Here is a 15,683-nt window from a genome sequence, read left to right on the forward strand (position 1 = left end):
GGCCGGTGACGACCCTCCTATCCGGACGGCCGCGGCGGCTGACCACCCAGCTCGCCGAGCAGCTCGCATATGCCAGGCCGCCTGAGCCTTTGACATCTCATCTGCGAGGCCTAAGCTGGCGGTCGTGACGACGTACCGGATCGGTGAGGCGGCGGAGCTGCTCGGCGTCAGCGTGGACACCCTGCGGCGCTGGATCGACGGGGGCCGCCTGCCCGCCGCCCGCGACGGCAACGGTCACCGCAGCCTCGCGGGCACGGATCTGGCGGCCTTCGCCCGGTCCCTGGCCGAGGAGCCGGGACCGGAGGCGCACCGCTCGTCGGCGCGCAACCGGTTGCGCGGCATCGTCACCGCCATCACCCGCGACGCCGTGATGGCCCAGGTGGACCTCCAGGCCGGCCCCTTCCGGATGGTCTCGCTGATGAGCCGCGAGGCCGTCGACGACCTGGGCCTGGAGGTCGGCTCGGTGGCCGTGGCCGTCATCAAGTCGACGACGGTGGTCGTGGAGCAGGGGGACGACAGGTGAGAGTGCGGGCGTTCGTGCTGGCCGTGGTGCTGGCCGTGGCGGGATGCGGCGACGGCGGTGATCCACCGGCCGCCGGCGGCGTGGGCGGGACGGTGACCGTGCTGGCGGCGGCGTCCCTGACCGAGTCGTTCGGCCGGGTCGGGACGCTCTTCGAGCAGCAGCACCCCGGCGTGAAGGTCACCTTCTCCTTCGGCGGCAGCTCCGGCCTGGCGCAGCAGATCACCGCCGGGGCGCCCGCCGACGTGTTCGCGGCCGCGAGCCCGGCGACGATGAAGACAGTCGTCGACGCCGGCGACAGCGCCGGCGAACCGGTGACGTTCGCCCGCAACCAGCTCGTCCTCGCCGTACCGAAGGGAAACCCGAAGGGCCTCACCTCCCTCGCCGCGCTGGCGAAGCCGGAGGTCAAGGTGGCGCTCTGCGCCGCGCAGGTGCCGTGCGGCGCCGCCGCGGCGAAGGCCCTCACCGCCGCCGGGGTGAAGGTCACCCCGGTCACCCAGGAGCAGGACGTCAGGGCCGCGCTCGCCAAGCTCAAGCTGGGCGAGGTCGACGCCGCGCTTATCTACCGTACGGACGCCCGCGCGGCCGGCGGCGACGTGGACGGCGTGGAGTTCCCCGAGTCCGCCTCGGCCGTGAACGACTACCCCGTGGTCGCGCTCAAGAAGGCGCCGAACCCCTCGGGGGCCGGCGCGTTCGTCACCTTCGTCCGGACGCCGCAGGCCCAGCAGGTGCTGGCCGACGCGGGGTTCCAGCGGCCCTGAACCGGGCGCGCCGGCGGGCGCCGCTGGTCCTGGCGCTCCCCGCGGTCGCCGGGCTGGCGTTCCTCGTGCTGCCCCTGCTCGGCCTGCTGATCCGGGCGCCCTGGCAGACTTTGCCGCAGCGGCTGACCGCGCCCGGCGTGCTGGCCGCCCTGCGGTTGTCACTGCTCACCGCCACCCTCGCGACCGTGGTGTGCCTGCTGCTCGGCGTACCCCTGGCCTGGTTGCTGGCCCGGACCACGTTCCCGGGCCGCGGGTTCGTGCGGGCCCTGGTGACCGTGCCCCTGGTCCTGCCGCCGGTGGTCGGCGGCGTCGCGCTGTTGCTGGTCTTCGGGCGCCGCGGCCTCGCCGGGGAGTGGCTCGACGCGACGTTCGGCCTCACGCTGCCGTTCACCACCGCGGGCGTGGTCGTCGCCGAGGCGTTCGTGGCGATGCCGTTCCTGGTGATCAGCGTCGAGGGTGCGCTGCGCGGGGCGGACGCGCGCTACGAGGAGGCCGCGGCGACGCTGGGCGCCGGCCGGTGGACCACCTTCCGCCGGGTCACGCTGCCGCTGATCGCCCCGGGGGTGGCGGCCGGCGCGGTGCTGTGCTGGGCGCGGGCCCTCGGCGAGTTCGGGGCGACCATCACGTTCGCGGGCAACTTCCCGGGCCGCACCCAGACCATGCCGCTGGCCGTCTACCTCGCCCTGGAACAGGACCTGGACGCGGCGATCGTGCTGAGCCTCGTCCTCCTGGTCGTCTCGGTGGCCATCCTGGCCGGCCTCCGCGACCGCTGGCTGGGGGCGGCATGAGCGCCGGCGCACGACTCGGCACGAGCGGGCCGGCATGAGCCTCGACGCGCGGATCGTGGTGCGCCGCCCCGGTTTCGTCCTGGACGCCGAGCTGGCGGCGGAGCCGGGCGAGGTCGTGGCGCTGCTCGGCCCGAACGGCGCCGGCAAGACCACCGCCCTGCGCGCGCTCGCCGGGCTCATCGCGCTCGACGACGGGTACGTGACCCTGGACGGCCACCGCCTCGACGATCCCGCCGCCGGCGTCTTCACCGCGCCCGAGCACCGCCGCATCGGCGTGGTCTTCCAGGACTACCTGCTCTTCCCGCACCTGTCCGCGCTGGAGAACGTGGCGTTCGGGCCACGCTCCCGCGGGTCGTCCCGGGCGGACTCCCGCGCCCGGGCCGCGGACCTGCTGGCCCGGGTGGGGCTGGCCGAGCACGCCCGCAGGAAACCGCGCGAGCTCTCCGGCGGGCAGGCGCAGCGGGTCGCCCTGGCCCGGGCCCTGGCGACCGAGCCGCGGCTGCTGCTGCTCGACGAGCCGCTGGCGGCGCTGGACGCGCGCACCCGGCTGGAGACGCGGGCCCGGCTGCGCGGCCACCTCGGCACGCACGCCGGGCCGACGGTGCTCGTCACCCACGATCCGCTGGACGCGATGATGCTGGCGGACCGGCTCGTCATCCTGGAGGAGGGCCGGGTGGTGCAGACCGGCGACGCGGCCACGGTCACCTCGAGGCCGCGCACGGACTACGTGGCCCGCCTGGTCGGCCTCAACCTCTACCGGGGGCGGGCGGACGCCGGCGCGGTCCGCCTCCCCGGCGACTTCGTGCTGACCACGGCGACCGAGCGCAGCGGGGACGCGTTCGTCGCCTTCCCACCGGCCGCGGTGGCGCTCTACGCCGACCGCCCCGACGGCAGCCCGCGCAACACCTGGCCGGCCACGGTCGCCGCGATGGCCCGGCACGGCGACGCCCTGCGCGTCGAGCTGACCGGGCCGATCGCGGTGGCCGCGGACGTCACCCCGGCCGCGGCGGTCCAGCTCGGACTCGAGCCGGGCCGCCGGGTGTGGGCCACCCTCAAGGCGACCGAGGTGACGTCCTATCCGGCCTGACGGTCAGCCGGCCGTGAAGGTGTACGAGCCCGAGGCGAGCGCGTACGAGGCGATGCCGCCGGCGAACCCCTGCGCCACGGCCTCGGCCGGGGCGGTGACCGCGGCCGCGGACGACGCCGGGACCTCGATCGTCGCGGTGCTGTTCGGCGGCACGACGACCGACAGGGTCAGCTTCCCGCCGCTTCTGCTCCACTGGGTGCGCGTCTGGCCGTACCCGGTGACCAGGGACGTCGTCGCGGTCGTGAGCGACCCGCCGGGCCGGGGCGCGATCAGCAGCTTCTGGTACCCCGGCGCGGCCGGGGCGAGCCCGCCGACCGTACGGTAGAGCCAGTCGCCGACGGACCCGAGCCCGTAGTGGTTGAAGGAGTTCATCCCGGGGTCCTGGAGGCTGCCGTCCGTCCGGATGCCGTCCCAGCGCTCCCAGATCGTGGTGGCCCCGCGGGAGTTCATGTAGCCCCAGCCGGGATAGTCCGGCTGCTGCAGGACCTGGTACGCCGTGTCGAGATGCCCGTGCTCGGCCAGCACCGGCAGCAGGTTCTCGACGCCCATGAACCCGACCGACAGATGCCCGTTGCGGGACGCGACCTTCGCGGCGAGCTTGTCCGCCACCGCCTGGACCCGCTCCTGCGGCACCAGGCCGAAGGCGAGCGCGAGCACGTAGCCGGTCTGGCTGTTGCCGCTGACCGTGCCGTCCGCGGCGACGAACCGGCCGGTGAACGCCGCGCCGATCCGGTCGGCGAGGTCACCGTACGTGGCCGCCTGCTGGGTACGCCCGGTCACGGCGGCCATCCGCGACACCAGCCGCGCGGACCAGCCGAAGTAGGCCGTACTCGTCAGGTCGTTGGCGGTGTTGTCGTTGACGTTGAGCCAGTCGCCGTGGGTCTCGTGGTTGCGGATGAGGTCCGCCCCGGCGGTGGACTTCAGGTACTCGACCCAGCGCGCCATCGCGTCGAAGTGCTTGTCCGCGGCGGACAGGTCGCCGTAGCGCTGCCAGAGCACGTACGGCACGACCACGCCGGCGTCGCCCCAGCCCGCCTTGCCGGCCATGCCGAGCACGTCCGGGGCGACGTCGGTGAACGCGCCGTCGGACCGCTGCGCGTCGACCATGTCGTCGGCGAACTTCGCCAGCAGCCCCTGGGTGTCGAAGTTGAACGTCGACGTGGCACCGAAGGCCGCGATGTCGCCGGTCCACCCGAGCCGCTCGTCGCGCTGCGGGCAGTCGGTCGGGATCGACAGCATGTTGGAGCGCGCACCCCACAGGATGTTGTGCTGCAACTGGTTGACGAGCGGGTCGGAGGTGGAGAACGTGCCGGTGTCGACGCCGTCGGTCCAGGCGGCGAGGCCGGTGAGGCTGTCCGCGGTGGGCGTGCCCGGGAAGCCGGTCAGCTCCACGTAGCGGTAGCCGTGCACGGTGAAGTGCGGCTCGAAGGTCTCGGTGCCGCCGCCGGCCAGCGTGAACGAGTCGGTGGCCTGGGCCGCCCGCAGGTTCGCGGTGTAGAGGGTGCCGTCGGCGTTGAGGATCTCGCCGTGCCGCAGCGTGACCCGGGTGCCGGCCGGGCCGCTGACCCGCAACCGGTTCCAGCCCGCGAAGTTCTGCCCGAGGTCGGCGATCCACACGCCCGGCTTCGGCTGGGTGATCCGCACCGGCCGCAGTTCCTGCCGCACGGTGACGCCGGGGTCGACCTGGGCGACCAGGCGCGGCGCGGCGGCCGTGCGCACCACGACGGGCTGCGCGGCTCCGCCCGCGATGCGGGCGTCCTGATCCTCGCCGTGGTACAGGTCGTCGGAGACGATCGGGCTCGCGGTGGCCGACCACGATCCATCGGTACGCACAGAGCCACGCGTCCCGTCCGCGTAGTCGATGGCCAGTTCCGCCGAGTACCACGGTGAGGTGCCGTACCGCTGGCTGCCGGCGAAGCCGAGGTTGCCCGAGTACCAGCCGTTGCCCAGCAGCGCGGACAGCGTGTTGTCACCCCGCTTGAGCGCGGCGGTGACGTCGTACGCGCGGTACTGCAGCCGCTTGGTGTAGTCGGTCCAGCCGGGCGCCAGCCGTTCCGGGCTCACCCTCGCGCCGTTGAGGTACGTCTCGTGCAGCCCGAGCGCCGTGGCGAAGAGCCGGGCGCGGGCGACCGGCTTGCCGACGCTGAACGTCTTGCCCAGCCGCGGCGCCGGGTTGGCGACGGTGACCTGGTCGCCCCACGGCCCCGACCGGTACGCCGCCCCGACCCGGGCGGACGCCCAGGCGGCGTCGTCGAAGCCCGGCTGCTCCCAGCCGTCCGGGGCGCTCTGCGCCGACTTCCACGACGCGTCGGTGACCGTCGTCGCGGCGCCCTGGAGCTTGGCGAGCACGCCGGCGGGGCCGTTGGTGGTGTTGGTGGCGGCGATGGCGATCGTGTTGCGGCCGGCCTGGATCTGCGCGGTGACGTCCACTGTGGTCGCCCGCTTCCACGAGTCGGGGACGCGCCGCGACGAGCTGACCCGGACGCCGTTCACCCAGGCGTCGGCGGTGTCGTCGCCGGTGACGACGAGCGTGGTGCGGCCCGGCGTGGCGACGTCGACGGACCGCCGGAAGTAGCGGGTGCCCGCCGGGACCTCGGCGGCCGGGTCGCCCTCGGGGTACCAGATCCAGGAGGCGCCGGCGAGGTCGGCTCCGCCCGGTGCGCCGATGAAGGCGGCCTGCCAGGCGGCGAGGGCGGTGTCGAAGCGGGCGGGGGCGCTCCACGGGCTCGGCCGGCCCTCGGCGTCCCAGACCCGCACCCGCCAGTGGTACGTGCGGTTGGCGGCCAGCGCGGGTCCGCCGTACGCGATGTCGACGGACTGCCGCGACGCGACCGTGCCGCTGTCCCAGACGTCCGCCGCGCCCGGCGTGGTGCCGACGGTGACCTGGTAACGGCCCTGCACCTGGCCCTTCGCGGCGGTGCTGAGCCGCCAGCCGAAGCGCGGCTTCGCCGCGTCGATGCCCACCGGGTTCGTGCGGCGCTCGGTGGTGAGCCCGCCGACCGTGACCGGCGACACGGCGGCGCGCGCGGGCAGCTCGACGTCCCGCCGCCACGGCCCGCTGCCGTACGCGCCCAGGTCCTTGGCCGCGACCCAGCGCTGCGGCACGGCGTCGGCGGCCTGCCACGACCCGTCGGTGCCCAGGTCGGTGACGCCCTGCGCGGAGGCGACGCGCAGGCGGGCGAGGACGCCGGCCGGCCCCGAGTTGTTGCGCGCGGCGATCAGGACGGTGTTGGCGCCGGGCCGCAGCGCCGCCGCCAGGTCGATCGCCTGGGCCTTCTTCCAGGAGTCCGCCGTACGCGGCGACCCGGCGAGCCACGTGCCGTTGAGCCACACGTCGACGGTGTCGTCGCCGGTGACCAGGATCTCCGTCTCGGTGTACGGCCCGGCCGGCGCGGTGAACGTGCGCTGGAGGTAGCGGGTGGCGGCGGGTGCCGACGTGGCGGGGTCCCCCTCCGGGAACCAGATCCAGTGTGCACCCGCGAGCGTTTCAATCCTCTTCTTCCGATGGCCGGCGGAGGCCGGAGCGGTGGTCAGCGGCAGAGCGACGATCACGGCCAGGGCTGCCATCGCAGCCCTGGCCATCGCGGTTCTTGCCATGCGGTTCTCCTCGGTGGATGAGAAGGGCACGGAGACGGTCATGTATTTAAACGTTTCAATAACATGACCTCCTGAGCGTAAGCTAGATCACAAGATCACTCAAGAGAGCGGTTACCGTGGACCCGTGCAAGCTCTCGAACTCGCCGACTTCCGCGCCGCCGTCGCCCGCCTCTACCTGGGCCCGGCCGACCTCGCCGGCTTCCGCGCCGCCCGCGACGACCTCTTCGCCACCCATCCGCAGTCGGCGATCCCCCGCGGCCGGCCGTTCGACGGCCTGAAGTACTACCCGCCCACCGATGAGTACGTCGCCGAGGTGCCACTTCGCGACGCCCCCGGCCACCTCTCCATCGACACCGGCGGCGAGGACGGCGTCTGCCGCTACGAGCGCGTGGGCATCCTCGGCACCCCGTGGGGCGAACTCTCGCTCTGGTGGCTGTCGGCGTACGGCGGCGGCCTGTTCCTCCCGGTCCGCGACACCACCAGCGGCCCGGAAACGTACGGCGGCGGGCGCTACCTGACGGACACGGTCAAGGGCACCCACGGCCGCGGCGTGGAGATCCTCGGCCCGTCGCGCGTACGCCTCGACTTCAACTACCTCTACAACCCGAGCTGCGCGTACGACGACGAGTGGCTCTGCCCGCTGGCGCCGCCGGAGAACACCCTCGCCCAGCCGATCCGCGCGGGCGAACTCAAATACCACTGACCGTCCGCCCGGCCGCCATCCCCGGGTGGATCGGACAACCGTCCGGGCCGGACCACCCGACCGCCGGGCCGGACCACCCGACCGCCGGACCGGACCACCCGACCGCCGGGCCGGACCACCCGGCCGCCGGAGCGGATCGGCGCCCACCCGGCCGCCGGAGCGGATCGGCGCCCATCCGGCCGGTCCGGGGCCGGCCGGCACCTGCCCGGATCGCCCGCCGGGGCGGATCGGGCCGCCCGCCCCGGCAGCGTGGCGACCGCCGCTACCGCTCGTTTCCGGCGCGCAGCCAGGCGATGTAGTCGGCGGCGGCCTCGGCGGTGTCGTACCGGGGCTCGAATCCGGTGTCCTCGCGCAACCGGGTGATGTCGAGCCAGCTCACCGGGCGGCCCCCGCCCGAGGGAAGCTCATACCGGAAGCCCGGCTCGACGGACCCGATCGCGGTGACGACGTCCGCGTTGCTCGTGGCGCGGCCGGAGGCGACGTTGTACGTCGAGTGGTTCACCTTGCCGGCGAGCTGCAGCAGCGCGAGCGCCCGGCCGGTGTCCTTGACGTAGAGCAGGTCGAGAGCGTCCTCCGCGTGCGGCGGTGCGATGAGCCCGGACAGGTCGGGTTCGCCGCGCCGGGCCGCGGCGTGCGCCAGGGAGGGCGCGGCGAAGAACGGGTCGGGCAGGTGGCCGCCGGGTCCCCACGTGCCGGAGATGCGCGCGTTGACGATGTCCACGTCGGTCACGTCCGAGAGGTGGCCGGCCAGGAGCTCGGTGATCTTCTTGAACGTCGGGATGGCGTGGAAGTGCGCCAGCGGGATCGGCGCGTCCTCGGTCATCGCACCCGCGGCGGCGAAGCCGTAGACGCCGATGGTGCTCGCGGTCACGACGCGGGGCACGCCCCAGGCCTGCGCGGCCCGGACGATGTTGAGGAACGCGTCCAGGGCACCCCGCGTGGCCTCGATCGGGTCGGCGTCGGTCACCGGCCACGGCAGGGCGACGGCGAGGTGCACGATCCCGGTGATCGGGTACCGCCGGCCCACCGCGAGCAGGGCGTCGAGGTCGGCCACGTCGGCCTGGACGACGTGCAGGGGCAGGCCGGCCAGGTGCGGGGGGATCTGCGGCGCGCGGCGCTGGAGCAGAACGCACTCCTCGCCGGCGTCGGCAAGGGCGCGGACGGTGTGGGAGCCGATGAAGCCGAGCCCTCCGGTAACGAGGATCATGGTCGCGCCTTTCGCAGATTGTCTGATCATCAGCAGTGCTGACGATCAGAGTAGGCCTAAGATGGGACCGTGTCCACCGAGCCGAGCACCACCGCCGACCCGCACGAGGTCCTGGGCTACCTCCTCAAGCACGCGAACCTCAAGCTCACGGCGCTGGCGGACGCGGCGCTCGAGCCGCTGGGAATCGACAGCAAGGACTTCGGAACGCTCCGGGTCCTGGCCCACCGGGAACCGGCGTCGCAACTCCAGGTGGCACAGACCCTCGGCATCGACCGCACCACGATGGTGGCGCTGCTGGACGCGCTCGAACGCAAGGGCATCATCACCCGCCGGCCGGACCCCACGGACCGGCGCAGAAACGTCGTCGAACTCACCGACCAGGGCCTGCGCACGTACGACGCGGCGCAGGAGGCGTACGCAAAGGCCGAAAGCACATTCCTGGCCGCGATCAGCCCGACCGCGACAAGCCAGTTCCGCCGCACCCTCCGCACCCTCCTGACGGACTGAGCCCGCGTCAGGCCAGGCCGGGCCGCCCGCCGCGGCCACCGGCGAGCGGCGATGCGCCAGGCCTTCCCGGACGGTCCGCGTGGAGTTCCGGGAACCCTCCGCGAAGACGCCGAGGCGGGCCGAAGCCGACGGGGCTCCCCCGCCCCGCGCGGCGGAAGCGCCTCCCGCAACCTGGTCGGCGCGATCTCCGTCCAGCTCGGAGGCCCTCGCCGGCCCGAATTCTGAACCGGACCGGGCCTGCGCATTGCCCAGAAACAGAAGATCCGACATGGTCAAGAAGATCCGTGGCCTGGCCGCGGCGGCGGTGATGCTCAGCAGCATCCCGGTCCTCGCCGTCACGCTCGGGGCACCCGCAGCAGACGGCGTACGCGTACGACCCCGGAAGCGACACCTGGCAGCGGCTGCCCGACATGCCGCTGAAGCTCGGGTCCGTCGGCGTCGCCGCCGTCCACGGCAAGCTGCATCTGATCGGCGGACGCGACTCCCACACGGTCGAACCGATCCCCGGTACGCCGATCTCGCAGGGCTTCGGCACGGTGCGTACCCACCTGGTCTACGACCCGGCGCGGCACCGCTGGTCCGAGGCGGCACCGCTGCCGGCCGACCCCCGCGACCATGCCGGCATCGCGGTCCTCGGCCACTCCATCCACGTCCTCGGCGGCCGGGCGACCACGGAGACGACCAACCTGGCACGCCACGACGTCTACGACACCCGGACCGGTCGATGGAGCACCGCGGCGCCCCTGCCGACGCCGCGCTCCGCGGGCGCCGCGGTGGTCCTCGACGGCCGCATCGTGTACGCCGGCGGCGAGTGCAAGGGCGATGCCGCCACCACCCCCACCGGCGTCTACGACGACGTGACGGCCTACGACTCCGCCGCCGACAGGTGGGAGACCGTGACCTCGATGCCGCAGGGCCGGCAGGCGTTCGGCGCCGCCCGGGTCGGCAACCGCGCCTACTTCACGGCGGGGGCGCTCACCTGCGGCGGCGGCGGAAGCGCCGACAACCTGGCGCTGAGCCTGCACTGATCCCCGGGAGGTGTCACCCGGCCGCGACGGAGGCCGGGTGACACCTCCGCCCCGCGCTCATCGGATCTTCAGCGAATTCCCAACCGCGCACCGCATAGTGGAGGGGCCCCACCGGCTATCAGGAGGTCATGATGGGTCCCGTGCTCACCGTAGTGAGCCTGCTGTTGCTGGTGTTGCAGGTGCTTCTCATCGCCCGCGCCGTGCTGGACTGGTCGGTGCTGCTCGCCGGGCCGCCCTTTCCCGGGTCGGTCCGGTCGCGGCTGTCCACCGGCGTCCGGGCGGTGACCGAGCCGATCCTGGCGCCCGTGCGCCGGGTCCTGCCCCCGCTGCGCGTCGGCGGGGCCAGCATCGACCTGGCCTTCATCGTCGTCTTCCTCGCCATCGTCATCATCCGCACGTTCCTCTGATGTCCGATGAGGACGATGGTCGTCCGACCATTGTGGACGACGGGGGATCCGGTCCGGCGTAACAGGGTCACCATCGGACACCCGCATAGTAGGATTTCGCGGTGGTCGACGTTTCCATCGGCGAGCTGGCCGATCGGGCACGCACCGTGGCCGAGCTCGCCGGGGTGCTCCGGCAATTGCGCCGACGGCATGCCCGGCACACCGCCGAGCCGCCGTTGACCTATCGCCGCCTCGCCGGACACACCGGCTGGTCGCACGGAGTGATCGGCGACTACCTGTCCGGCGTCTCCCTGGCGCCGACCCATCGCTTCGACGTGCTCGTCCGGCTGCTCGGTGCGACCCCGGCGGAGCAGGGTGCGCTCGCCACGGCCCGAGACCGGGTCGAGGAGGGCCGGCTGGCCGGTGCCGGCGAGAGCGCGCCGCCGGTCCCCCGGCAACTGCCGGGCGCGGTCCCCGATTTCGTCGGCCGTACCGAGGAGATGGCGGCCCTCGACCGGGCGGTGACCGCGAGCGCGAAGCAGGCGGTGGTGCCGATCGTCGCGCTGGCCGGCCCGGCCGGCGCCGGCAAGACGGCTCTGGCCGTGCAGTGGGCGCACCGGACGGCCCGGCGCTTTCCCGGCGGGCAGCTGTACGCCGTGCTGGGTGATGCCGATCCCGCCGCGGTGACCCGGCAGTTCCTCGTGGCGCTCGGCGTTTCGGCCGACCGGCTGCCGACGGGCACCGCCGGCCTGATCGGGCGCTATCGCAGCCTGCTGGCGCATCGGCGGACATTGATCGTGCTCGACGACGCCACCCGGGCCGACCAGATCCGGCCCCTGGTGCCCGGCACGGCCGGTTCCGCCGTCGTGGTCACCGGCCGGACCCCGTTGATCGGGCTGGTGGCGGCAGAGGGCGCGGTCGCCGTCGCGGTCGCCGGCCTGCCGCCCGCGGAGGGGCGGCGGCTGCTTGCCGCCCGGCTGGGAAACCGGGCGGTGGGTGCGGACCCGGCGGTGGTCGACGAACTCGTCGCGTCCTGCTCCGGGCTCCCGGGCCCGCTGACCGTGCTGGCCTCCCGGGCGTTGGCCCGTCCACGGCTGCCCCTGGCCGCGCTCGCGGCGAAGGTGCACGGGGCCCGATGAGCGCTCCACCCGCCGGCACCTCGGCCGAACTCGCCGCCGCCCTGGCCCGGCTCCGGCTCGAGCGGCGAGCGGGTGCCCTGCTCAGCTACCGGGAGATCGCCGCGCGGGCCGGCTGGTCGCACGGCATCGTCGGGGAATACCTCGGCGGCCGGGTGCCGCCTCCGCCCGATCGGCTCGACCTGCTGCTGCGCCTGCTCGGCGCCACGCCGGCCGAGCGGCAGGCGCTCAACGCGGCCCGTGACCGGCTCGAGGACCCGCAGGCCGCACCGGTCGGCGCGGCGATCCGTCAGTTGCCCGCCGGCGTGGGCGGCTTCACCGGCCGCCGGCCGGCGCTCGATGAACTCGACCGGCTGCTCGGCGCGGCCGGCCCCTCCCCCGCGGTCGTCATCTCGGCAGTGTCCGGCATGGCCGGCATCGGCAAGACGACCCTCGCCGTGCACTGGGCCCACCGGATCGCGGACCGTTTCCCGGACGGGAGCCTCTACGTGAATCTGCGCGGCTACGACCCGGGAGGGCGCGAAGTGGCGCCGGCCGACGCGCTGCGCGGATTTCTGGAGATTCTCGGCGTGGCGGCCGCGCGTATGCCCGCGGACGAGCCGGCCCTGACCGCGCTCTACCGCAGCACCCTGGCCGATCGCCGGATGGTGATCGTGCTCGACAACGCGGCATCGTCCGGGCAGGTACGCCCCCTGTTGCCGGGTGCCCCCGGATGCCTGGTCGTGGTGACCAGCCGTGACCAGTTCACCGATCTGGCCGCCGAGGGTGCGCACCCGGTGCGGCTGGGCCGCTTCACGGCCGGTGAGGCGGAGAGCCTGCTGTCCACGAGGCTCGGCGACCAGCGGGTGCGGGCCGAGCCCGCCGCCGTGGCCGACCTCGTCGCGCTCTGCGCCGGGCTGCCGCTGGCCCTCGTCGTCGCCGCCGCGCACGCCGCCGTACGGCCGGACACACCGCTGTCGGTCCTGGCCGGGGAGCTCCGCGCGGCTGCCCTCGACTTCTTGCGTACGGGCGACGACGGCACGGACGTCCGAGGCGTGTTCTCCTGGTCGTACCGGCGGCTCAGTGCGGGCGCGGCCCGGCTCTTCCGGGTGCTGTGCGGCCATCCGGGGCCGGACATCGCCCTCCCCGCGGTGGCGGGCGCGGGTGGCATCCCGTTCGAGGAAGCCGACGATCTCCTCAACGAGCTGACCACGGCACATCTTGTGGAGGAGCGGACGCCGGGGCGTTTCGCGGCCCACGATCTGCTCCGCGCGTACGGGAAGGAGCTGTGGGAGAGCACGGACCCGGCAGCGGACCGCGAGGCCGACACTCGCCGGGCCTTCGATCATCATCTGCACACCGCGCATGCCGCCGCCCTGCTGATCAACCCGCACCGTGACGCGATGCAGATGCCGCTCGCGGCGATCGCCCCCGGCTGCACCCCCGAGGCCGTCCCGGACCGGGCGGCGGCGCTCGCCTGGTTCGCCGCCGAGCTGCCCACCCTGCGCGCGATGATCGACCTCGCCGCCGCGACGGGCGGGGACGCCACCGCCTGGCAATTGGCCTGGACGCTGACCGATTTCCTGAATCAGCGCAGCAATTGGACCGTCGAGCTGCAGACGCAGACGGTCGCGCTGGCCGCGGCCGAGCGGCTCGGGCATGTCGTCGGCCGGGCGCGTGCCACCCGCTACCTCGGCCGCGCGAACGCCATGCTGCAACGACCCGACGCCGCGCTGCCGCTGCTGCGCCGCTCGCTGGAGCTCTACGAAGGCCTCTCGGCGCCGGTCGGAGCCGCCCGCTGTCATCTGAACATCGCCTGGGTCCACGACCGGCAGGGTGCCCCGGAGTCCGCGCTGCACGCCTACGAGGTGGCACTCGGTCTGTTCCGGACGGCCGGCCACCGGATCGGGATCGCCTATGCCCTCAACGGGATCGGCTGGCTGCAGTCCCAGCTCGGCCGGCTCGCCGAGGCCCTCGCCACCTGCGAGGAGGCCCTCGTCGTGCAGCGGGAGCTGGACGACCGCTTCAGCGAGATGTGCCTGGTGGACACCATCGGCACGATCCATCATCGGCTCGGCGACCAGGCCCGGGCGGCCGAGCACTTCCGGCGCGCCGTCGCGTATTTCGCGGAGACCGGCAACGAGTTCCTGGAGGCCGACATCCTGGTACGCCTCGGCGACACCCACGAGGCGGCAGGCGACCCGGCCGCCGCCCGCGCGACCTGGAGGCTGGCCCTGGAGCTCTTCGACCGGCTGGGCCATCCGGCCGCCGACCAGCTCCGCGGCAGGCTGGAGCCGGTGGGGTAGGTCCGGCCACGGCCACAGGCGGCCGCCGGATCGGCGGCCGCCCGGGCTCCCCCGTCAGCCGAGCACGCGGGCCGCGATCCCCTCGTAGCGGAAGCCGCCGGACGCCGCGGAGATCACCTCGTCGTAGTTGGTGGTGTGGAAGTGATCCCCGCTGCCGGGGTGGTAGAGGCGGTAGAACGGAATGCCACTGCGGGAGTTCGCCGGGTAGACGTACGCCGCGATGCCTTCGTAGCGATAACCGCCGGCCACCGCCGACGCGACCTCGTCGAAGTTGGTCGTGTGGAAATGGTCGCCGTTACGGGGGTGGTAGAGCCGGTAGAACGGCACGAGGCCGGATCCCGCGGCCGGCGACACGAGCGCCCCGACGCCCTGGTAGGCGTATCCACCGGCTACCGCCGAGGCGACCTCGTCCTGGCTGGTGGTGTGGAAGATGTCGTGGTTCCGGGGGTTGTAGAGCCGGTAGAAGTTGGTGCTCGTGACCGTGCTGCTCGCGACCGTGCCGCTCGTGGCCGGCGCGGCGGCGTGCGCCGGGGCCGACAGTCCGAGCAGCGCGGCCACCATGGCCACGAGGGTGACGACCACCGTACGTCTGGTGACGCTCATCGCTGTGCTCCTCTGGGGTAGCGCTTGTTCCATGAGGACCATGGTTCGGCCTCCGAGGAGGGAATCGGCCCCTGTCCGGACACGGCCGGACACCGTTGGACAGCGTCCTGCCCGGGGTGCACGGCGAGCAGGCGGTCTAGGATCGACGCCGGACGCTCCCCTCCGGAGCGCCCAGGGTGGGCGGCCGGCGAGGTGGAGGCAACGTGAGCGACGGCGCGGATCCCCGCGGGGCGGACCGGTTCGACTCGACGGTCGCGCATCCCGCCCGGCGGTACAACTACTGGCTGGGGGGCAAGGACAACTTCGCCGCCGATCGGGCGTCGGGGGACGCCATCGAGGCCGCCATGCCGAGCATCCGGCTGATGGCGATCGAGAACAGGTGGTTCCTGGGGCGGGCCGTGGAGTTCCTCGCCCGGCAGGGTGTCCGCCAGTTCCTGGACATCGGCACCGGCATTCCCGCGCCGGGCAACACCCACGAGGTGGCCCAGGCGATCCAGCCGGCCACCCGCACCGTGTACGTGGACAACGACCCGATCGTCCTCACCCACTCCCGTGCCCTGCTCACCAGCGGGCCGGAGGGCGCCATCGCCTACCTGGACGCTGACCTGCGCAGCCCCGACGACATCCTGCGCCATCCCGACCTGCACGCCACGCTGAACTTCTCGGAGCCGATCGGGCTGCTCCTGGTGGCCGTGCTCCACTTCGTCCGCGACGACGAGGACCCGCAGGGCATCATCGACAAGCTCGTCGGCGCGCTGCCGCCGGGCAGCTACGTCGTCGTCTCGCACGCCACCTGGGAATACCAGTCGGAGGAGGCGATCGCCGAGCTGACCGCCAACAATCCCGGCGGCCGGTTCGTGGCCCGCACCGGCCGGCGCCTCGGCGAGCTGCTGCACGGCCTCGAGTTCGTCGATCCCGGCCTGGTGTCGGTGTCCCGCTGGCGGGCGGACGGGGCCCCGAAACCCCGCCCGTCCATCGAGGACGTCTCCTGCAACGGCGTCGTCGCCCGCGTCCCCTGACCGAGCCCAGCAGCACAGCCGGACCAGCAGCACGGCCGAGCCGGCAGCACGGCCGA

At 73.7% G+C, this 15,683-nt stretch carries 13 protein-coding genes and 1 pseudogene; 11 read left to right on the forward strand and 3 right to left on the reverse strand.

The annotated features are described in order from the left end of the window. Nucleotides 1–124 precede the first annotated feature (124 nt). Genes CLV70_RS28765 through CLV70_RS28780 form a run of 4 tightly spaced genes read left to right on the forward strand, consistent with a single transcriptional unit; the run spans nt 125 to nt 3,156 of the window. Nucleotides 125–523 carry a TOBE domain-containing protein gene (locus tag CLV70_RS28765; RefSeq protein ID WP_106129752.1) on the forward strand — a complete coding sequence of 133 codons (399 nt, stop codon included), beginning with the start codon at nt 125–127 and terminating at the stop codon, nt 521–523. Next, entirely contained in the window at nt 520–1,281 is a 762-nt protein-coding gene (gene modA, locus CLV70_RS28770; RefSeq protein ID WP_106129753.1) for a molybdate ABC transporter substrate-binding protein, read from the forward strand. The genes CLV70_RS28765 and modA overlap by 4 nt, the downstream gene beginning before the upstream one ends. Continuing rightward, the gene (locus CLV70_RS28775) at nt 1,278–2,069 is read left to right on the forward strand and encodes an ABC transporter permease (RefSeq protein WP_106129857.1); all 792 of its coding nucleotides are present in this window, start codon (nt 1,278–1,280) and stop codon (nt 2,067–2,069) included. The genes modA and CLV70_RS28775 overlap by 4 nt, the downstream gene beginning before the upstream one ends. 34 nt (nt 2,070–2,103) lie before the next feature. Beyond that, nucleotides 2,104–3,156: an ABC transporter ATP-binding protein gene (locus CLV70_RS28780; RefSeq protein WP_106129754.1), complete on the forward strand. Its 1,053-nt coding sequence runs from the start codon at nt 2,104–2,106 to the stop codon at nt 3,154–3,156. 3 nt (nt 3,157–3,159) lie between these two features. Here CLV70_RS28780 and CLV70_RS28785 read toward each other — a convergent pair whose 3' ends face one another. Next, nucleotides 3,160–6,753 (reverse strand): alpha-L-rhamnosidase, encoded by a 3,594-nt coding sequence (locus CLV70_RS28785; protein ID WP_245908515.1) that lies wholly within the window; start codon nt 6,751–6,753, stop codon nt 3,160–3,162. 124 nt (nt 6,754–6,877) lie between these two features. Here CLV70_RS28785 and CLV70_RS28790 point away from each other — a divergent pair, with 124 nt between their 5' ends. Further along, a complete protein-coding gene (locus CLV70_RS28790) occupies nt 6,878–7,456 on the forward strand; it encodes a DUF1684 domain-containing protein (protein WP_106129756.1) in 579 nt (192 codons plus the stop codon). Nucleotides 7,457–7,718: 262 nt separating this feature from the next. On the opposite strand, the gene CLV70_RS28795 is transcribed toward CLV70_RS28790, so the two are convergent. Beyond that, the gene (locus tag CLV70_RS28795) at nt 7,719–8,663 is read right to left on the reverse strand and encodes an NAD-dependent epimerase/dehydratase family protein (protein ID WP_106129757.1); all 945 of its coding nucleotides are present in this window, start codon (nt 8,661–8,663) and stop codon (nt 7,719–7,721) included. 69 nt (nt 8,664–8,732) lie between these two features. Between CLV70_RS28795 and CLV70_RS28800 the strand changes: the two genes are divergently transcribed. From CLV70_RS28800 to CLV70_RS28820, 5 genes and pseudogenes are all read left to right on the forward strand, one after another. Further along, complete coding sequence (locus CLV70_RS28800; protein ID WP_106129758.1) at nt 8,733–9,170, forward strand: MarR family winged helix-turn-helix transcriptional regulator; 438 nt, start codon at nt 8,733–8,735, stop codon at nt 9,168–9,170. Nucleotides 9,171–9,526: 356 nt separating this feature from the next. Next, nucleotides 9,527–10,198, forward strand: a pseudogene (locus CLV70_RS28805) (Kelch repeat-containing protein); the annotation flags it as partial. A 131-nt stretch (nt 10,199–10,329) separates the two neighbouring features. Then, nucleotides 10,330–10,605: a YggT family protein gene (locus CLV70_RS28810; protein WP_106129858.1), complete on the forward strand. Its 276-nt coding sequence runs from the start codon at nt 10,330–10,332 to the stop codon at nt 10,603–10,605. 101 nt (nt 10,606–10,706) lie between these two features. After that, complete coding sequence (locus tag CLV70_RS28815) at nt 10,707–11,723, forward strand: AAA family ATPase (RefSeq protein WP_106129760.1); 1,017 nt, start codon at nt 10,707–10,709, stop codon at nt 11,721–11,723. After that, nucleotides 11,720–14,005, forward strand: a complete 2,286-nt coding sequence (locus tag CLV70_RS28820) for a tetratricopeptide repeat protein (RefSeq protein ID WP_106129761.1) — start codon at nt 11,720–11,722, stop codon at nt 14,003–14,005. Before CLV70_RS28815 ends, CLV70_RS28820 begins: the two co-directional genes overlap by 4 nt. 54 nt (nt 14,006–14,059) lie before the next feature. Here the strand turns inward: CLV70_RS28820 and CLV70_RS28825 are convergent, their stop codons facing one another. Beyond that, nucleotides 14,060–14,608, reverse strand: a complete 549-nt coding sequence (locus tag CLV70_RS28825; protein WP_106129762.1) for a hypothetical protein — start codon at nt 14,606–14,608, stop codon at nt 14,060–14,062. A gap of 203 nt (nt 14,609–14,811) precedes the next feature. On the opposite strand from CLV70_RS28825, the gene CLV70_RS28830 reads away from it, so the two are divergent. Continuing rightward, nucleotides 14,812–15,627 (forward strand): SAM-dependent methyltransferase, encoded by an 816-nt coding sequence (locus CLV70_RS28830; protein ID WP_106129763.1) that lies wholly within the window; start codon nt 14,812–14,814, stop codon nt 15,625–15,627. Nucleotides 15,628–15,683: the final 56 nt, after the last annotated feature.

The organism is Pseudosporangium ferrugineum, from assembly GCF_003002065.1.
GTDB lineage: Bacteria > Actinomycetota > Actinomycetes > Mycobacteriales > Micromonosporaceae > Actinoplanes > Actinoplanes ferrugineus_A.